The sequence below is a fragment of the Chryseobacterium sp. Leaf394 genome, assembly GCF_001424105.1.
GTDB lineage: Bacteria > Bacteroidota > Bacteroidia > Flavobacteriales > Weeksellaceae > Chryseobacterium.
On record NZ_LMQH01000014.1, the window covers coordinates 191,159 to 206,718 of the forward strand.

13 protein-coding genes and 1 riboswitch are annotated in these 15,560 nt (G+C 37.6%); of the genes, 5 read left to right on the forward strand and 8 right to left on the reverse strand.

Annotated features, from left to right (window positions below):
• The first annotated feature begins 32 nt into the window (after window positions 1-32).
• Both ASG21_RS18705 and ASG21_RS18710 read left to right on the forward strand, forming a co-directional pair.
• Window positions 33-548: a hypothetical protein gene (locus tag ASG21_RS18705; RefSeq protein WP_056084395.1), complete on the forward strand. Its 516-nt coding sequence runs from the start codon at window positions 33-35 to the stop codon at window positions 546-548.
• A 75-nt stretch (window positions 549-623) separates the two neighbouring features.
• On the forward strand, window positions 624-1,217 hold the full coding sequence (locus ASG21_RS18710) for a hypothetical protein (RefSeq protein ID WP_056084398.1): 594 nt from the start codon (window positions 624-626) through the stop codon (window positions 1,215-1,217).
• 98 nt (window positions 1,218-1,315) lie between these two features.
• Here the strand turns inward: ASG21_RS18710 and ASG21_RS18715 are convergent, their stop codons facing one another.
• On the reverse strand, window positions 1,316-1,951 hold the full coding sequence (locus ASG21_RS18715) for a peroxiredoxin (RefSeq protein ID WP_056084401.1): 636 nt from the start codon (window positions 1,949-1,951) through the stop codon (window positions 1,316-1,318).
• Between the two features lie 99 nt (window positions 1,952-2,050).
• Between ASG21_RS18715 and ASG21_RS18720 the strand changes: the two genes are divergently transcribed.
• Together ASG21_RS18720 and ASG21_RS18725 are read left to right on the forward strand one after the other, a co-directional pair.
• On the forward strand, window positions 2,051-2,938 hold the full coding sequence (locus ASG21_RS18720) for a mechanosensitive ion channel family protein (RefSeq protein WP_056084404.1): 888 nt from the start codon (window positions 2,051-2,053) through the stop codon (window positions 2,936-2,938).
• A gap of 74 nt (window positions 2,939-3,012) precedes the next feature.
• Window positions 3,013-3,327, forward strand: a complete 315-nt coding sequence (locus ASG21_RS18725) for a hypothetical protein (protein ID WP_056084409.1) — start codon at window positions 3,013-3,015, stop codon at window positions 3,325-3,327.
• 237 nt (window positions 3,328-3,564) lie between these two features.
• Here ASG21_RS18725 and dusB read toward each other — a convergent pair whose 3' ends face one another.
• The 6 genes from dusB to ASG21_RS18755 form a co-directional block, all read right to left on the reverse strand.
• Window positions 3,565-4,560 carry a tRNA dihydrouridine synthase DusB gene (dusB, locus tag ASG21_RS18730; RefSeq protein WP_056084412.1) on the reverse strand — a complete coding sequence of 332 codons (996 nt, stop codon included), beginning with the start codon at window positions 4,558-4,560 and terminating at the stop codon, window positions 3,565-3,567.
• A gap of 60 nt (window positions 4,561-4,620) precedes the next feature.
• Window positions 4,621-4,887, reverse strand: coding sequence for a Trm112 family protein (locus tag ASG21_RS18735; RefSeq protein WP_056084417.1), 267 nt, complete (start codon window positions 4,885-4,887; stop codon window positions 4,621-4,623).
• A gap of 4 nt (window positions 4,888-4,891) precedes the next feature.
• Window positions 4,892-5,521 carry a thiamine phosphate synthase gene (locus ASG21_RS18740; protein ID WP_056084420.1) on the reverse strand — a complete coding sequence of 210 codons (630 nt, stop codon included), beginning with the start codon at window positions 5,519-5,521 and terminating at the stop codon, window positions 4,892-4,894.
• Window positions 5,521-6,570 carry an AIR synthase family protein gene (locus tag ASG21_RS18745; protein ID WP_056084423.1) on the reverse strand — a complete coding sequence of 350 codons (1,050 nt, stop codon included), beginning with the start codon at window positions 6,568-6,570 and terminating at the stop codon, window positions 5,521-5,523. Before ASG21_RS18745 ends, ASG21_RS18740 begins: the two co-directional genes overlap by 1 nt.
• Entirely contained in the window at window positions 6,567-7,289 is a 723-nt protein-coding gene (locus ASG21_RS18750; protein ID WP_056084426.1) for a class I SAM-dependent methyltransferase, read from the reverse strand. Before ASG21_RS18750 ends, ASG21_RS18745 begins: the two co-directional genes overlap by 4 nt.
• 69 nt (window positions 7,290-7,358) lie before the next feature.
• A riboswitch (TPP riboswitch) is annotated at window positions 7,359-7,447 on the reverse strand.
• A 479-nt stretch (window positions 7,448-7,926) separates the two neighbouring features.
• On the reverse strand, window positions 7,927-11,148 hold the full coding sequence (locus ASG21_RS18755) for a hypothetical protein (RefSeq protein ID WP_056084430.1): 3,222 nt from the start codon (window positions 11,146-11,148) through the stop codon (window positions 7,927-7,929).
• 196 nt (window positions 11,149-11,344) lie between these two features.
• Between ASG21_RS18755 and ASG21_RS18760 the strand changes: the two genes are divergently transcribed.
• A complete protein-coding gene (locus ASG21_RS18760) occupies window positions 11,345-12,277 on the forward strand; it encodes a T9SS type A sorting domain-containing protein (protein WP_056084433.1) in 933 nt (310 codons plus the stop codon).
• Window positions 12,278-12,601: 324 nt separating this feature from the next.
• Here the strand turns inward: ASG21_RS18760 and ASG21_RS18765 are convergent, their stop codons facing one another.
• Complete coding sequence (locus ASG21_RS18765) at window positions 12,602-15,418, reverse strand: aminopeptidase (protein ID WP_241773533.1); 2,817 nt, start codon at window positions 15,416-15,418, stop codon at window positions 12,602-12,604.
• Window positions 15,419-15,560: the final 142 nt, after the last annotated feature.

Consider the following 15,560-nt stretch of genomic DNA (forward strand, 5'->3'; position numbering starts at 1 on the left):
TTTGTCGCATTTTTGCACTTTAAAATTTTTACATGGACAAAATCAAGGATACACGCAGTTTTATGAGAATCATCCACCGTTATCTGGGCTACTTCATGGCTGGAATCATGGCTGTTTATGCTGTAAGTGGGATGCTTCTGGTTTACAGAGATACCGATTTCCTGAAAAATGAAAAGAAGTATGAAAAAACTTTGGCCAAAGATCTTAATGAGAAAGCTCTGGAAAAAGAATTAAAACTGAAAAACTTTGAAATCAATAAAACAGAGGGGAATATCTCTTATTTTAAAGAAGGCACTTACGATGCTGCCACAGGTGTTGTCAAATATTCTAAAATGGAACTTCCTTTTGTGTTAGATAAAATGGCAAAACTTCACAAAGCCAAATCAGCAGACACGTTATCGCCACTCAACACGTTTTTCGGACTTTGTCTGTTTTTCTTTGTGGTATCGAGTTTCTGGATGTTTAATCCAAAGACCAAGGCTTTCAAAAAGGGGGTTAAATTTGCGGTTGCAGGTCTTATTATTGCAATTATTCTGACCATGATATAAAACATATTAAGCTCTCATGGCATATTTATTGGAATAGCTAATTTATATCAAAAATTAACTATTAAAATATATATTATGAAAAAATTGATCTTTACAGGACTGTTGGCAGTTGCAGGTCTTACATCGAGTGCCAATGCACAAATTCAGGAAGGAAACTGGTTGGTAGGTAGTAGCTTACTTTCAAGTAATTTCGGATTGAATACAGGTGGTGGTTACAACATTCAGCTTACTCCAAAGGCAGCTTATTTTGTTGCTGACAATGTAGCAGTGGGTGGATATGTAAATTTAGGAATCAGCAAAGTGACAAACGGCAGCCCTACAGCTTTCGATTACGGAGTAGGTGGTTTAGGTAGATATTACTTATCTCCAGGTGAAAAAGGTGTTGACAACTTGTTAAACCATGGTCGTTGGTTCTTCGAAGGTAATGTTGGTATCGGAGGTAGAAATGTTGAGAACTCAAACTCTACTACAGGTTTGGATTTTGGTGTTGGACCAGGTTATTCTTACTTTATTACGCCAAACATCGGTCTTGAAGGTTTAGTAAAATATCAGGGTCAGGCAGGTTTCGGGAACGAAGGTTTGAACTCTGCGATTACTTTTAATGTAGGTTTCAGTATTTTCTTGCCAACTTCAAAAGGTAGAGAAGTAATGAATGATGTTAAAAACTAATTCATAAAAACTTAACGGAATAAAAAAGCGGTCTGAAAATTTTTCAGGCCGCTTTTGCAATTAAACTAAACTATATAAATAAATAAAAAATCCAAAAATTACATATTGGGTTGAGGTGTAAATCTTAAATAAGGCTTTACTTCTCTCACGCCTTTCGGATAAAGTTCATGAGCATCTTCAGTGGAGATTGTAGGTGGAACAATTACTTCATCACCATTTTTCCAATTCGCAGGCGTTGTAACTTTGTAATTATCCACCAGTTGAAGTGAATCTAAAACTCTCAGAACTTCATCAAAATTTCTTCCGGTTGATGCCGGATAGGTGATAATCAGACGTACTTTTTTTGATGGATCAATGATTAATAAAGATCTAACCGTTGCCGTTGCCGACGCATTGGGATGAATGAAATCATACAGTTCTGAAACTTTTCTGTCCTGATCTGCAATAATCGGGAAATCGACTTCAGTATTCTGAGTTTCGTTGATGTCCTGAATCCATTTTTGATGATCCTCCACTTTATCTACGCTCAGTGCGATTACTTTTGTATTTCTTTTTTCAAATTCTGATTTAAGTTTGGCGGTAAATCCTAATTCAGTAGTGCAGACAGGTGTGAAATCTGCAGGATGCGAGAATAGAATTCCCCACGAATCCGAAAGAAATTCGTAAAAATTGAGTTCTCCCAAAGATGAGTCTGCTGTAAAATCCGGTGCGGTGTCTCCCAGTTTTATTGACATAATATTTTGTTTTAATAGTCTACAAATTTAATAGACTTTTGTTAACTGGCAAAATTTTTGTTGAAAAAATATGTTTAAATTGCAAACTCAAATTTTTTCATGGAAATAAATGTTCAAAATTATATAGCGACCATCTATAAAGTACTCGAGAACTGGTACATCGCATTTGCAAGGCTTACACCAAAGCTTATCATGGGTGCAATTGTTTTTACATTTTTCCTGCTGACCAGTAAATATCTGAGTAAACTTGCAGTGAAACTTTTCCATAAGTTTTTTCCTAAAAGCACAGCTGAGGCTTCCGTAACGACTACTGTTTCGGTTTTCAGATTTTTAATTTTAGTAATAGGAATTTTCATTACGCTGGAAATTATGGGATTCAGCAGTTTCCTCTGGAAGTTTATCGGAAGTCTGGGAGTTGCCGGGGTGATTGCCGGAGTTGCATTAAAAGATTTGGTATCAAGTATTTTTTCGGGAATGCTGATCGGAATTGATAAGGCTTTCAAAGTAGGGGATTATATTACCATCGGGAATCATTCAGGGACAGTTTTGGATATCGGACTTCTGACAACAAAAATGACAACAGATGACGGGAAAAAGGTATTTATACCCAATCAGGTGATCTTTAATGCTCCTTTTTATAATATCACAGCATCGCCACAGAGAAGAATCATCTTAAATTTTGAAATCCCCGCTGATGAAGACATTAATATAGCCAAGGCAGGAATTCTGGAAATTGTTCAGAATATAGAAGAACTTGACCGTCCGGAAAATGTTGATGTGGTGTATACAGATTTAAAACAGGGAGCTTTCAATCTACAGGTCAGATTCTGGATGAAGGTTGGATCGAATATGCTACTTGTAAAAAATGAAGTTCTGACAAAAATAAAAGACCGTTTTGATGCCGACGGTGTACAGCTTGTAACGCCCACCAGCATTCAGATTTCCAATCCAAATCCGCTTGTTCCATCTGGGTCAGATGAGTCATAACGCTATCAGCTCATTTGAATGTGGCTTAAAAAATGCATTAACCATTATCAGTAAAATTTAAAATTTAAAATACAATGAAAAAAGTAATTTCAATACTGGCCGTTTTAATGATCTCATTTACTGCCAGTGCACAGGAGAAACAGACGGTAAAAGAAACAGTAAAACAAGACGCAAAAGCTGTCGGAAACACTGCCAAGAAAGGAGCTCAGGCGACCAAAAAAGGAGTTCAGAAAGGAGCAAAATGGACAGGTGAAACAGCGAAAAAAGGTGCTAAAGCCACTGAGAAAGGTGTAAAGCAGGGAGCACAATGGACAGAAAAAACAGCTAAAAAAGGAGCGAAAGCTGTAGAAAAAACATATCAGGATGTGAAAACTGATATTAAGAAATAAAAAATTATTCCAGTAATAATTAAATAGATAAACCCATCAAAATTTTTGATGGGTTTGCTTTTATCTGTTTTGAACCATTAAGAATGATTTAAGAAGTTAAATCCTATTAACCAAAATCAAAAAGATTTTAATTCAGCATGATGCTTAAAGCGAAGCTCAACTATCCTAAACCTCTAATAACCCTTAATGTTTCAAATTGTCATTAACCTAAACCTCAACCTCAACCTCAACCTTTACCTAAGCCTTCACCTGAAACTCCTCATAAAACTCCTGTGTCTCCTTGATCACTTCATCCATTTCCTCTAAAGAATAAACTTCCAGAAACTTTCTTCTGAAATCTTTAAAGTGTGGAATTCCTCTGAAATAATTGCTGTAATGCTGTCTCATTTCGATTAAGCCCAATTTTTCACCTTTCCATTCTGCGCTCCATTCTGCATGTTGACGAACTGCTAAAAGTCGGTCTGAAATGGTTGGCGCATTCAAATGTTCTCCGGTTGCGAAGAAATGTTTGATTTCATTAAAAATCCATGGATAACCGATCGCAGCACGGCCAATCATTATTCCGTCGCAGGCGTATTTATTTTTATATTCCAAAGCTTTTTCAGGCGAATCGATGTCACCGTTTCCAAAAATTGGAATTTCGATATTCGGGTTTTGCTTAATTCTTGAGATGTGTTCCCAGTCGGCTTCACCTTTGTACATCTGTCCGCGTGTTCTTGCGTGAATGGTCAGCGCTTTGATGCCCGTTTCCTGAAGACGTTCTGCCACTTCATCAATGTTGATAGAATTGCTGTCCCATCCCAAACGGGTTTTTACGGTTACAGGGAGACTAGTTGAGCTTACCACAGCCTTAGTTAGACGAACCATCATATCAACATCTTTCAAAACTCCGGCTCCTGCACCTTTACAAACCACTTTTTTTACCGGACAGCCAAAATTGATGTCCACCAAATCAGGGTTTACGGTCTCTACGATTCTTGCAGACATCGCCATTGCTTCCTCGTCGCCACCAAAAATCTGGATTCCCACAGGTCTCTCATAATCGAAAATATCCAGCTTCTTTCTACTCTTCATCGCATCACGAATCAAGCCTTCAGAAGAGATAAATTCTGAATACATCATATCTGCACCATGCAATTTGCACAGTCTTCTGTACGGCGGATCGCTCACATCTTCCATTGGTGCAAGCAAAAGCGGAAATTCCGGCAGTTCTATGTTGCCTATTTTTATCATGCTGCAAATTTACGAAATTCTAAACTTTCAGCATTTTGAAATTATCTATTGCTGTTATCGTTATGAAATCAGCCTGAAATTTTCCACTTTTTTACCCTCCAAATGTTTTTCCCAGCGTTCTAAAACGGGCTGTTCCAGCTTAAATTCACGGTACTCGTCAGGTGACATAATCGGGATTCCACTGATGATGGGATAGACTCTTTTGCAATTGTCGCAGATCAGTAATCCTTCCATAATGTTTTCAGTTTCGTCCTGTGAAATGATGGTTAAATTTAAATCTGATTTGTCAAACGGACAGCATAATTTTTCTATAGTTTTTATTCTCATTTTTTTACTTTTTAATTTTTTGTTGATACTTTTTAATAGTTTCTGACGGATTATCTGCACTCATAATTCCTGAAACCACAGCGATTCCGTCATAATCTAATTTGTCTAAATTTTCAATTGTATTTAAATCAATTCCTCCGGCAAGAAAAATTTTTCCGCTAAAAATACTTTTCGCTTTCTGAACAGTTTCAAAATTCACCAACTCACAACTGTTCGCTGTTTTTGACGGAAACATTGAGCAGAAAGAAATATAATCGTACTGATGTTTTTCCGCATACTCAATCGTTGCAAGATCATTTCCACAGGTAATTCCAGAAATAAAATCACGGTTGATTTCTTTTTTAATTTCATTAAAATTTTCAGGAATTTCATCGAAGTGAATTCCATCCAGCGGAATTTGTTTTAAAATTTCCCAGCGGTTATTGATGAGTAAAGGAATATTATGTAAAAAAGTTTTTGCATAAATTTTTAAAAGCAACTCTTCAATATTTTGATTTTCTTTAAAATTGTCCCAAATCTGAATGGCTGCTATTTTTTCCTGTACAATTAGATTTAATTTAGAAAAGAGAATTTCCTGATCCATCGAGGGATCAATAATTAAATAAATTCGGGATTGTATGGTTAATTTTCTCATTATTTCCACCCGTTTTTGTAAGCTTTAAAAAAAGCATTCCAGTAAGGATCTTCCTCGCAGTAGATTAAGTCACTTGCTTTCTCGTTTTCAATTAATTTAATTCCAAGATTTTTTTCGGTCATCACTCCAACTTCTGTACAGGGTATATGATTCGCTTTCAGTCTCGAAATAATTTCCGAAGTCTTATCTTTTTTACAGGTAATAATCATCGAACCTGCTCCAATACAATATCTCGGATCTAACGAAAACAGATTACACACCGCAGACTGTACCTCGCCAATCGGAAGTTTTTCACTAAAAATTTCAGCACCGTTTCCTGATGCTATTGCCAATTCGTAAATCGCTCCCAAAACTCCACCTTCCGTCACATCGTGCATGGCTGTTACACCTGAGTTTTCAGTCTGCACCGCGGTCAAAGTGTCTTTCAAAGATGAGGTTTCATAAAAAGAAGCGGAGGCAGAATAGAAAAACTCTTTCCCGATTTTATTTTTCACGGTTTCCGGGAAACTCATCGCTAAAATGGCTGTTGATGAAAGCGCACTGGTTTTAGTAACTAAAATTACATCGCCAACGTCTGCATATTTTGAAACCAGAATTTCTTCTTTCGGAGCAATGGTTATAAAAGTTCCGCCGCCTGCAATAGTAGAATTCTGTCCTTCAATGAATCCAGTATGACCGCCGGTGATGCTTAAATTAATGTCTCTACAGAACTGGTGAATGTGGTTCCAATAAATTTCAAAATCATTTTTTGAAAGCTGAGCAGGAAGATTTAAAACAAACTGTCCAAACATCGGTGCAAAACCCGTTGTTGCCATATCATTAGCCATCAGATGTACTGACAGCCAAGCCGATTCTTCCAATCCTAAAGATGGAATCAAAGACAGCGGATCGCTCGTCAAAGCCATCGCTTTTCCGCCATGGAGATCAACTACGGAAACATCGACGCCAAACTCGGGACCTACAAGCACTTCATCACGTTCCTTACCGCATCGTTGCTTCAGAAAATCTTCAAATTGAGAATGATTTATTTTGCCTAAAGTATCACTCATTCCACATCATTTAGTTGAATGTAAAGTCCAAAGAAATCACCGATGGGAACATTCCACTGCTGAACGGGAAACCATTTCGGAAGTCCGGTGCAGGTCCATTCTATCGTATATTTTCTTCCGACCAAAGCTCTTTCGATAATCTCGGTCAGCATTTTTGGTGTGTAAAAAGTTGCTGTTACATAGAAAGGGTTTTTCCCGAACAATTGCTGAACTCTCCTCCTTGCAACTTTAGGGGAATTTCTGTTCATCATTCCCATGGCAATTCCATACTTGGCAACACGTGCCGCCTCGCGAATAACTTTTACAGGATCTTTATAATATTCAAATGTGGTGATGAATGCCAGTGAATCGAAAGTATGATCTTTAAAAGGCATAAAATGAGAATCTGCCATCACCAGATCGCCTTCAAAAAGATGAATAGCTTGAGATAACATTAGTGGAGAAATATCTCCGCCCGTTGCTTCAATCCCTATGTTTTTCCACCAACGGGTAAATCGGGTAGTGCCGCAACCGAATTCTAAAAGGGTTTTTACTCTCTGATCTTTGGAAACGAGCTGTTCCATGACTTTTTTCTGCCAGATTTCGGCACGTTTGTACCTGCCTTCATACCACAATTCATAAGTGTCGGTATGTTCGCGGTTGAAAAACCATTCGGGTCTTCCTTGCCAGTTTTTGTCTTGTTGGGGGATGAGTTCTCCGGAATACTTTGTTACTTCCATTTTATTTTATGTTGATTTATTCAGTTCAGACCACAGATAAGCATGCGGACGAATAAAGCATAAAATGAAAATATTTTAAGCAGACATCCCTACGTTGGCATTATCCAAATCAGGTCATCGGGTATAATCTCAGCCTTTCGGCACCCCGTGTATTTATTACTGAACAAATATAAGGAAAAGGAGGTTTAAGAGGCAAGGAAAAAGGAAAAAGAAACAAGGTAAAAGGTAAAAGAGCCAAGTTCAAAGATAAGGGTAGTAAAATATTAAAGTTTTGCATTTTGGCGAACCACGGAGTGGTTCAATATGAAAAGCCGTGGGTGAAACCCATGGAGAAGATCCAAGGAAAAAGGAAAAATAACCAAATTTAAAATTAGGGAAATATAATCTACGAAATCTTGTTAGCGTACACTTGAGTAAATCCTCGCTAGCTTTTCAAAAAAGCACGCCTGCCATTTAAAATTCATCAGTAAGCATTTCAAAACTCACCGGAAATAACTATTAAATTCCGTACAAATCATTTCAAAAATGATCAATAAGTAATTTGCCCCACATAGCAGAAAACTCCAAAACAACCAGCAAACCAATATTCTCTCAAACTCTCAAACCCTCCGACTCTCCAACTCACACACTCTCCAACTCAAAAACTCGCCTTCACCTGCATACTTCCAATGTGAATCGTACGCTCACCGGAATTTCTGCCTTCATAATTTAGGTTGAGTTGTAAGAAAGAATTTAAAGACTGCTGAATAAATACACTCCAAACCTGGTTTTTGCCCGGTTTCAAACCATCCAGCATTTGGTTTCCAACGATGCTGAAGCTGTTTCCTGTAAAATCATTATTGATAAATGAGAAGTTGGCTCTGATGGAAGTTTTCTTGCGTTCCCACTGTACGGTTCCGGTGATATCAAAGGCTTTCAGAAGTTCTTCACCGTCGGTGCGCTGTTTTTCACGGTAGGCGGAGGAGAATTCTGCCTGAACAGCATCTGTGAATTTGTAGGTTGCTTTTGGTTTCGTCTCAAAATTATTTAAAATATAATCTCTGGTTGAAAAAAGCTGGGACGAGTTTTTAAGCTCATGCACAGAGTTTTCCCAGTCGATTCTGAATTCTTTATTAAACCAGTACCCAACATTCACAAAGTGGGACTTTTGTTTTCTTTCTTCATTGCTGAAGTTGGCGTTGATGAGATTATTATTTGAAATAAAACGGTAGTTCCCATTCCAGCCGGATTTTTCGGTAGGATTAAACTGTACCGAAGTCAAAATATTCTGATTCTTTAAAATCTGGTCATCACTTTTCTCGAAAGGATTTAAAACCAAAACTTTTTCTCTCTTGAAATACGAGTTTTGGGAATTCAAGGAAACATTGAAATTCCATCGTTTGAGAAACTTATTTTCAGAATCGAAAACAATTGATGGATTAACGAATAAAGCCAGCTGAAGTTTGTTTTTATTGGAAGGAAGATACCTGACAGAATTGGTGTAAACTCTTATGTATTGTGCCAAATCTGAATACTCGGCAATTTCAAATTCATCGAGTTGCTGCACGCCGTCGCCGTTGTAATCGGTCCATTTGTAAACTCCCTGTCCATCGGTCACTTTGATGTACTGAAATTCACGCTGCGCTTCCTGTCCGTTACCCAATTCGTAGAAAGCCTGCAATCGTGCACCGTTTCGGAAAAGTTGTTGATTATATAGAATATTTCCGACTACAAAATCATTATTTCTGCTTAAATCTGCGAGGTCAGCAGAATTGAAGAATTTTCTGTAATGGACCAAGGCTGTTAAAGTCGTTTTTTCGTTTTTAATCAACTGGCTTTCCGCCATAAAACCTAAAATCCGGTTGATATTCTGAAGGCTGTTATCACGCACAGAGTCGTTATCTCTTAAATAAGCTTTGGTCAAAAGTCTTGTTCTCGCACTGTCACCAATTTTTTTCTGCACAAAAACTTCCCTCCAGCTGAAACTGGTAACGTCCATCAGTTGGGTGTTGTTGTAATATTTTTCGTTGTGCTCCATGCTTCCGCCTACCGTCCAGCTGCCTTTTTTTCCGGTGTATTCAGAAGAAGCGCCACCACGGATAAATTTGGTATCCTGCATTATTGCATTCGTGTTCAGGTAAGACAAACTGCCCTTGGTAAAGAATTTATTTTTAATCCATCCGAAATCCAGATCATTCTTGATTCCTTTGTAAGAATCTCTCTCGTCGAGGTAATTGAGTCTGTAGTTTAAAACAGATTTGTTATTCCATCTGTTTAAAAAGCTGAAGATGAAACGGTTTTGCGTTCTGTTGCTGAATTCCTGGGCAAGGTTGAAATCTCTTGAGAATTCCACATCATTGATTCGGTCTAAAATTCTGAACTGCTTATCGATGTACTGATATTCAAAGCTTGGCGTTCCTTTCCAGTTTTTTTTGCCGAAAGTCTTGTTCCCGAAAACTCTTCCGGCATATCCAATATTTTTATCTGAATCTTTTGATGAAAAAAGGTTGATATCGTAATTGCTTAAAGAAAAGTCAGCCCCTATTTTTCCGTCTTTTAAAAGAAACTCAGAATTCATGGTGTAGACCTGAGATTTTTCAGGAGCAGGAAGTTTTCTCACCGCTCTGTAATCTCCCATATTTGGGCCTACGTATTCGAAAACCCTTCCGTTGTTGGTAGTTTGTGCAATTTTGTAATCCCCGAGATTGGCTCCGAAATAAGTGAAGGAAAGTGTAAACAATACCTCATTTACATCGGTAGAAAACTGGTAATAATTGCCATTTGGATCCTGCACTAAACGGTAAAGAATTTTATTGACATCATATTCTGTCTGCACAGCTGAAGGCGCGTACATCAGATTGGGATCATTACCGGCATCAGCAAGAATTTTCTCGTCTTCTTTCGATAAATTTAAAGCCAGCGGAGCATTTTTATTGTCATTCTCCATAAACCAGTTCAGCCCGATTCTCATTTTTTCCCTTTTGTGTTCCACCTTTCCGGTGAAAAGATATCGGGAATAATTTCGGTTGGTATAGTTGTAGGAAATGGTAATAAAATTCTGTTGGAAGATCGGCCTAAAACTGGTAAAAGTCACCTCACCGGTATTGTAATTAATAACGTAATCCTGATTTTCACCTCTCTTCATTAAAATCCCATCAATGAAAACCTGCTCCGAACCGGAAATTAAAGTAATAAACTGTTCACCATTTTTGCCGGTCAGACGGTAGGGCCCTTGATTTCCTTCCACACCCTGAAAACGGATTCTGTGAAATTCACTTCGGGCAACACCCATTGAAATGTCGGTAAAGGTTTTATTTTCTTTCCCGAACTCAGTCTGAAACTGCAGTCCCATGCTTCGCCGCTGGTATTTTGCAAAATAATTTTTGTTGTCTACCAAATCAAGATGTCCGGCTCTCAGGATAGATTTATCCTTAATATTAAGCTGCATGTAGATTTTATCGAACTCTTCAAGGGTTTGGGTATAACCGTCAGCCTGAATAGGAAGGTTGTGATCTGAAATACTCGCCAGAATGGTGACATCTTTTGAAAGCTTCCCCGAAATCTGGAGATCCATTGAACTCTGCACCGACTGACCCTGATTATTCCCGAAAGTAATCCCCCGGATAATGGAACCTTTAGAATTTAATTCTCCCAAAAATCTTGACTTGTCATTCTTCGCCAATACAGATTCATCGATAATAATTCTGTTTTTGGTTTTCACAAAATCCATCGTGTCTTTTGTGAAAAGATCACGGCTGAGTCTGGTGAAAATTACACTGTCGGTTTTTGCAGCAAGTACGCTGTCGGACTTTATAGAATCTTTGGGGAGGTTGGGGTTTTTCCACGTGAATATCTGAGCATTACCCGTAAATAATCCCATAATAATGAACACAAAAGTGATATAATAGCTGCGCAACCCCTCTCAGAAATATGATGTAAAAATAACTAAAAAAACCGTACAAATGATTTTTAGCATTATTAACAATTATTTAATCTCTTTATTGCGTAATCAGGAATTTTAGCATTAATTTTGCTGAGTAAATTATTAATAATTAAATTTTTTAAATAATTAAGTCATGAAAAAAATCTATTCTTTAGCATTAATTGGTTTGGCGAGCTTAGCTTTTGGTCAAATTAGCTTAACAACGGTTGGAACTGCAGTTACTCAAGATTTTGATGGTATGGGTACTACATTGCCAAGTGGTTTTAGTGCCTATAGAGCGTCTGGATCAGGAACGATTGGACAATCTTTATCACCAGTAGTTGACAATGGGTCTGCAAATTCTGGAGGAATTTACAGCGTAGGGGCAACATCAAGTACAGATAGAGCATTAGGAAGCCTTGCATCTGGATCTACTGTTCCTACTTATGGTGCTCAAATATCTAACAATACTGGTGTAACAATCTCTGAATTAGCGATTTCTTTTACTGAAGAGCAATGGAGAACTGGTAGTAGCGCTACAGCTAATGAAGTTGTTGCATTTTCATACAGTACAAATGCTACAGGTGTTGATGATACGAGTGCAGTATGGACCCCGGTAACAAGTGGGGATCTGACAGAGATTTTAACTTCAAGCACTAACGCAGCGGCTGTTAATGGAAATTTGCCAGCTAATCAGCTTGCTAAAAGTTTCTCAATCACAGGTTTAAGCGTTGCAAACGGTGGTTCAGTTTGGATCAGATGGGCAGATGAAGATAATTTTGGTTCTGATTGTATGCTTGCTGTCGATAATTTATCTGTAACAGCTCAAACGGGTAGTCTTGCTGTTTCAGATTTCAAAAAACTTACTCCAAACTTCATCAAAAATACTTTGGTTAAAAACAACGAAATCGTTTTCGGTTCTGATGTGAAAGATATCAAAGTATACACTTTATCCGGAGCTATCGTTAAAACTGGTTCAGTGAAAAACGGATCTACTTTAAACGTTGCTGAATTGGCTAAAGGAAACTATATCGTAACAGGTATCGTAAACAACGAGCCGGTTTCTCAGAAAATCCTGAAAGACTAGTTTTCACATCAGGATATAAATACAGAACAGCTGCAGAAATGCAGCTGTTTTTTGTGCTTACATATGGCATTCATACAAAATTCAAATGTTTTTTATGAGAAAGTTTGTTGCAAGGCTGCATTGAGCTTTCTCATGTTCCGGCAAGCGTGTTACTAGGGTGCGACAGCCTTGTAAGGTTTCCGGCAAAGCTGTTGCAGGGGTGCGGGAACCTTTCTGGAAGGGTGTTTCTTAATTTTAAGCCTGGTAAGGTGGTTTTTTGAAAACTGTACAGAAACTTATGGGATAAATTCGCGTGAAAATGATCTTATGACTTTTAACTTTCGTTTAATACCAACCCCTCCTCGCAGCATTAATAATTGTTCCAAGATTTAAAATCAAAGTATAACGGATTCTTTTGCCATAATCTTTGAAGCCAGGTTCAAATCCTAAACTCGACTGTACCGGAAGATATACTTCAAGGAAATCAGGGATCACACGTACTTTCAGACCGCTGTCCCAGATGAATTTTGGATCGAAGTTTTTGTTTTTATAAACTCCGGCATCTGCATAAATATGGATCATTTTCCAAACGCTCGTATCTAAATTAAAAGAAGTAATCCATTGGTTGACCGAGCCGGGAATGAATGATTTAAAACCGCCGTCCGCCAGTATATACTGCTGTGAAAGAAGTCCTTCCGTAGCACTCTGACCTAAAAGATTATAAGAAAATGAATAATCTGAAACCCTTGAAATTCCGTAATTGAATGTATTGTTTCTGGTTTCATTTCTCACAAAATATCCCGCAAAAAGCCTCAGACTCAGTTTCTGTCTCGGGGCAAATTCCCAGCGGTAAAAAGCTTCGCCGGTAATTTTATTGTAATCTTCCATTCCCTGCGTGCTGATGCTCATGCTTTTCTCATGAATCATCTGGTTGTCGGTGTATCCATAGCCTACGCTCCAAAGATTGTATTTATCATAATCTCTGTTGGCAATCATTTTTGCACTCAAATCCCTCTGATAATAGTTGTAAGAGACAGAGAGCCCCCGACTCACGGTGCTTCTCGGAGGTTTCTGAAAACTGATTCCCGCAGATGCCGAAGCACGGGAATATGCCAACTCGTAATCGTAATGAAAGTGAGCTGCAGAAACTCCGAAAGTCAAAGCTCTGATAAAACTTTCAGCAGGTAAAAAAGAGTAGGAGACACCGCCCGTGCCCACCATTTTTCCTGTACCGGTGCTGTAATAAGGTGTGAGAGAATAAGCGAATTTCTGGTCGAAAAGAGATTCGTTTCTAAAGTTCATCCCAAGAAGAAACTTGTCATAAGCATTGCTGAAACGGACTCTCGGGTTTAAATATATTTCATTAAACTCGGGATTTGGAATGTCTTTGATCAGTTTAAACTTAATTTTTTTCGAATTGGCAAAGATTCCTTTTGTGTAAAGATAATTGTCTCTGTAATTGGGTTCCGGAAAAATATAGCCGTTGTTGAGCGTAATTTTATGAATGTCTTCTGCCGGAATTTCGAAGGTTTTGAGTCTTTCGTTTTTCTGAGTTTCTACCCAATAGGATCTTTTTGAGCCTTCACGGCTTTCCGTTTCGAGTTTTGCGGGTATGTTTTCGGAAGTGTTTTTTACAATTCTTATTTCGACAGCATCATTTTTCGTCCTGAAATTTTTCAGTCTGAAGTTGTCACGGTTTTTCTGCTTCAAAAAATCACTGAAGTACTCTGAAGATTTTTCCTGTTCAGCAAGTTCTTTCAGAAAAACTTCCGGATTGACCTGCGTGTCGGTATTTTTGGAAATATAATTTTTAACCAGATTATTAAACTGATTTTCTCCCATTTTATCTGCAGTATAGCTGAAAAGACTTCCCGTTTCAAAGTTGGAAATCGCCATATCGTTAAAGTTGCTCAGCTCCGAAAACCTTTCACCGATCTTCTGATCAAGGTTCTGCGTCATGATGTACTGATACGCCAATCCGTAGCGATCCAAAAGTTTGACTTCTGAAGCATGGAAAAACTTCACAGGCTTTATTCCTAACACCTTTGTTTCGGTAAGATTTCCCAGGAGTTTCGCATCACGGTAAAATTTCTTTAAATACTGAATTTCCAGATAGGATTTCAGTCCGTTTTTAAACCAGTGGTGATTCTGTTTATCGGCAATAATTTTTTCATCTAAAACTTTCTTTGAAATAATTCCAAAGTAATCCTGATCCACCTTTTCCGCATCTGTAAAAAGTTTAAAATTAAATTTCCAGAAGTTGATGTCATTGTTTCCAAAGAAGTCTTCCTTCGCTCTGAATTTTTCAGATATAAAAAGATGCTCAGGAATAGAACCAATACGGTCTTCAATAAACTTCAGATGCAGAGGAAGAAAAAACTCAAGATTTTCCTTTTCCTGATCACTGATATTGTAACCGAGTTTAATTTCTGTTTTAAAACTCTCAGAATTTACATTAATAACCGGAAATTTTTCTTTTGATATAATAAATTCCGGATCAGAATCAAGATAACCTTCAAATAAATTATCAGCAGTCTGATCAAGGTTTCCCTGTGCCTGAAATTCTGCAGGAAGGCTCAAATAAATCTTCCAGAACGTATTGAAACTGACAGATTCTTCGATGTCCAGATAATGTCGGTTCAGATGATTATCCTTGTCAAAATGATCGGGAACGATGAAGAAATATTTCAGGGAAGTATTGATATCTGAAGTTCCGTAACCTGTAAATTTTTTATCAGGCAGCTGAAGTTTATATTTTAAATTTAAAACAACCGATTCTCCAACTTTCAGGGGAGTTGCAAGCGGTAAATAGAGATTTTCTGTTTCTTTTTTATCCGTTAAAAAATTCTGTTTGTCTGAGGTAATGTTTATTTCGAGCAATTTCCCCAGTTCATCCTGTTTGGCAAAGTGAAGTCTGTTGTTCCGGTCTTCCAGTTTTCTGTAAACTAAAGGCGTTTTGCGGTTGTTGTAAGCAGCAATCCAGTTGAGAAGTTTCAGGCTGTCAATATCTTTTGGGGAGTTGTTATGGTAGATAATTCTTTGCTCAACGTCCAGTGTTTTTCGGTCTGAGGACAGCTTAGCATTAATAAAAATACTGTCTTTCTGTGCAGAAATCTGTACAAACCCTAAAAACGAAATAATAACGGTGCTGAATTTTTTCAAAATGGCTGATAAAGCATCAAATATAATGTATTTTAGATATAAATTCAGTGATTAAAAAGCATATTTAAAATTTATTTTAAACTTTAAAGGAACTGTTATCTATGAGTAACAGTCAATTTTGCTTAGTTGAAAAGTTTCTTTT

Excerpts from the sequence above, each read along its gene's own strand:
- ASG21_RS18705 (WP_056084395.1), top strand. The coding sequence starts at position 33 with ATGGACAAAATCAAGGATACACGCAGTTTTATGAGAATCATCCACCGT.
- ASG21_RS18710 (WP_056084398.1), top strand. The coding sequence starts at position 624 with ATGAAAAAATTGATCTTTACAGGACTGTTGGCAGTTGCAGGTCTTACA.
- ASG21_RS18715 (WP_056084401.1), bottom strand. The coding sequence starts at position 1,951 with ATGTCAATAAAACTGGGAGACACCGCACCGGATTTTACAGCAGACTCA.
- ASG21_RS18720 (WP_056084404.1), top strand. The coding sequence starts at position 2,051 with ATGGAAATAAATGTTCAAAATTATATAGCGACCATCTATAAAGTACTC.
- ASG21_RS18725 (WP_056084409.1), top strand. The coding sequence starts at position 3,013 with ATGAAAAAAGTAATTTCAATACTGGCCGTTTTAATGATCTCATTTACT.
- dusB (WP_056084412.1), bottom strand. The coding sequence starts at position 4,560 with ATGATAAAAATAGGCAACATAGAACTGCCGGAATTTCCGCTTTTGCTT.
- ASG21_RS18735 (WP_056084417.1), bottom strand. The coding sequence starts at position 4,887 with ATGAGAATAAAAACTATAGAAAAATTATGCTGTCCGTTTGACAAATCA.
- ASG21_RS18740 (WP_056084420.1), bottom strand. The coding sequence starts at position 5,521 with ATGAGAAAATTAACCATACAATCCCGAATTTATTTAATTATTGATCCC.
- ASG21_RS18745 (WP_056084423.1), bottom strand. The coding sequence starts at position 6,570 with ATGAGTGATACTTTAGGCAAAATAAATCATTCTCAATTTGAAGATTTT.
- ASG21_RS18750 (WP_056084426.1), bottom strand. The coding sequence starts at position 7,289 with ATGGAAGTAACAAAGTATTCCGGAGAACTCATCCCCCAACAAGACAAA.
- ASG21_RS18755 (WP_056084430.1), bottom strand. The coding sequence starts at position 11,148 with ATGGGATTATTTACGGGTAATGCTCAGATATTCACGTGGAAAAACCCC.
- ASG21_RS18760 (WP_056084433.1), top strand. The coding sequence starts at position 11,345 with ATGAAAAAAATCTATTCTTTAGCATTAATTGGTTTGGCGAGCTTAGCT.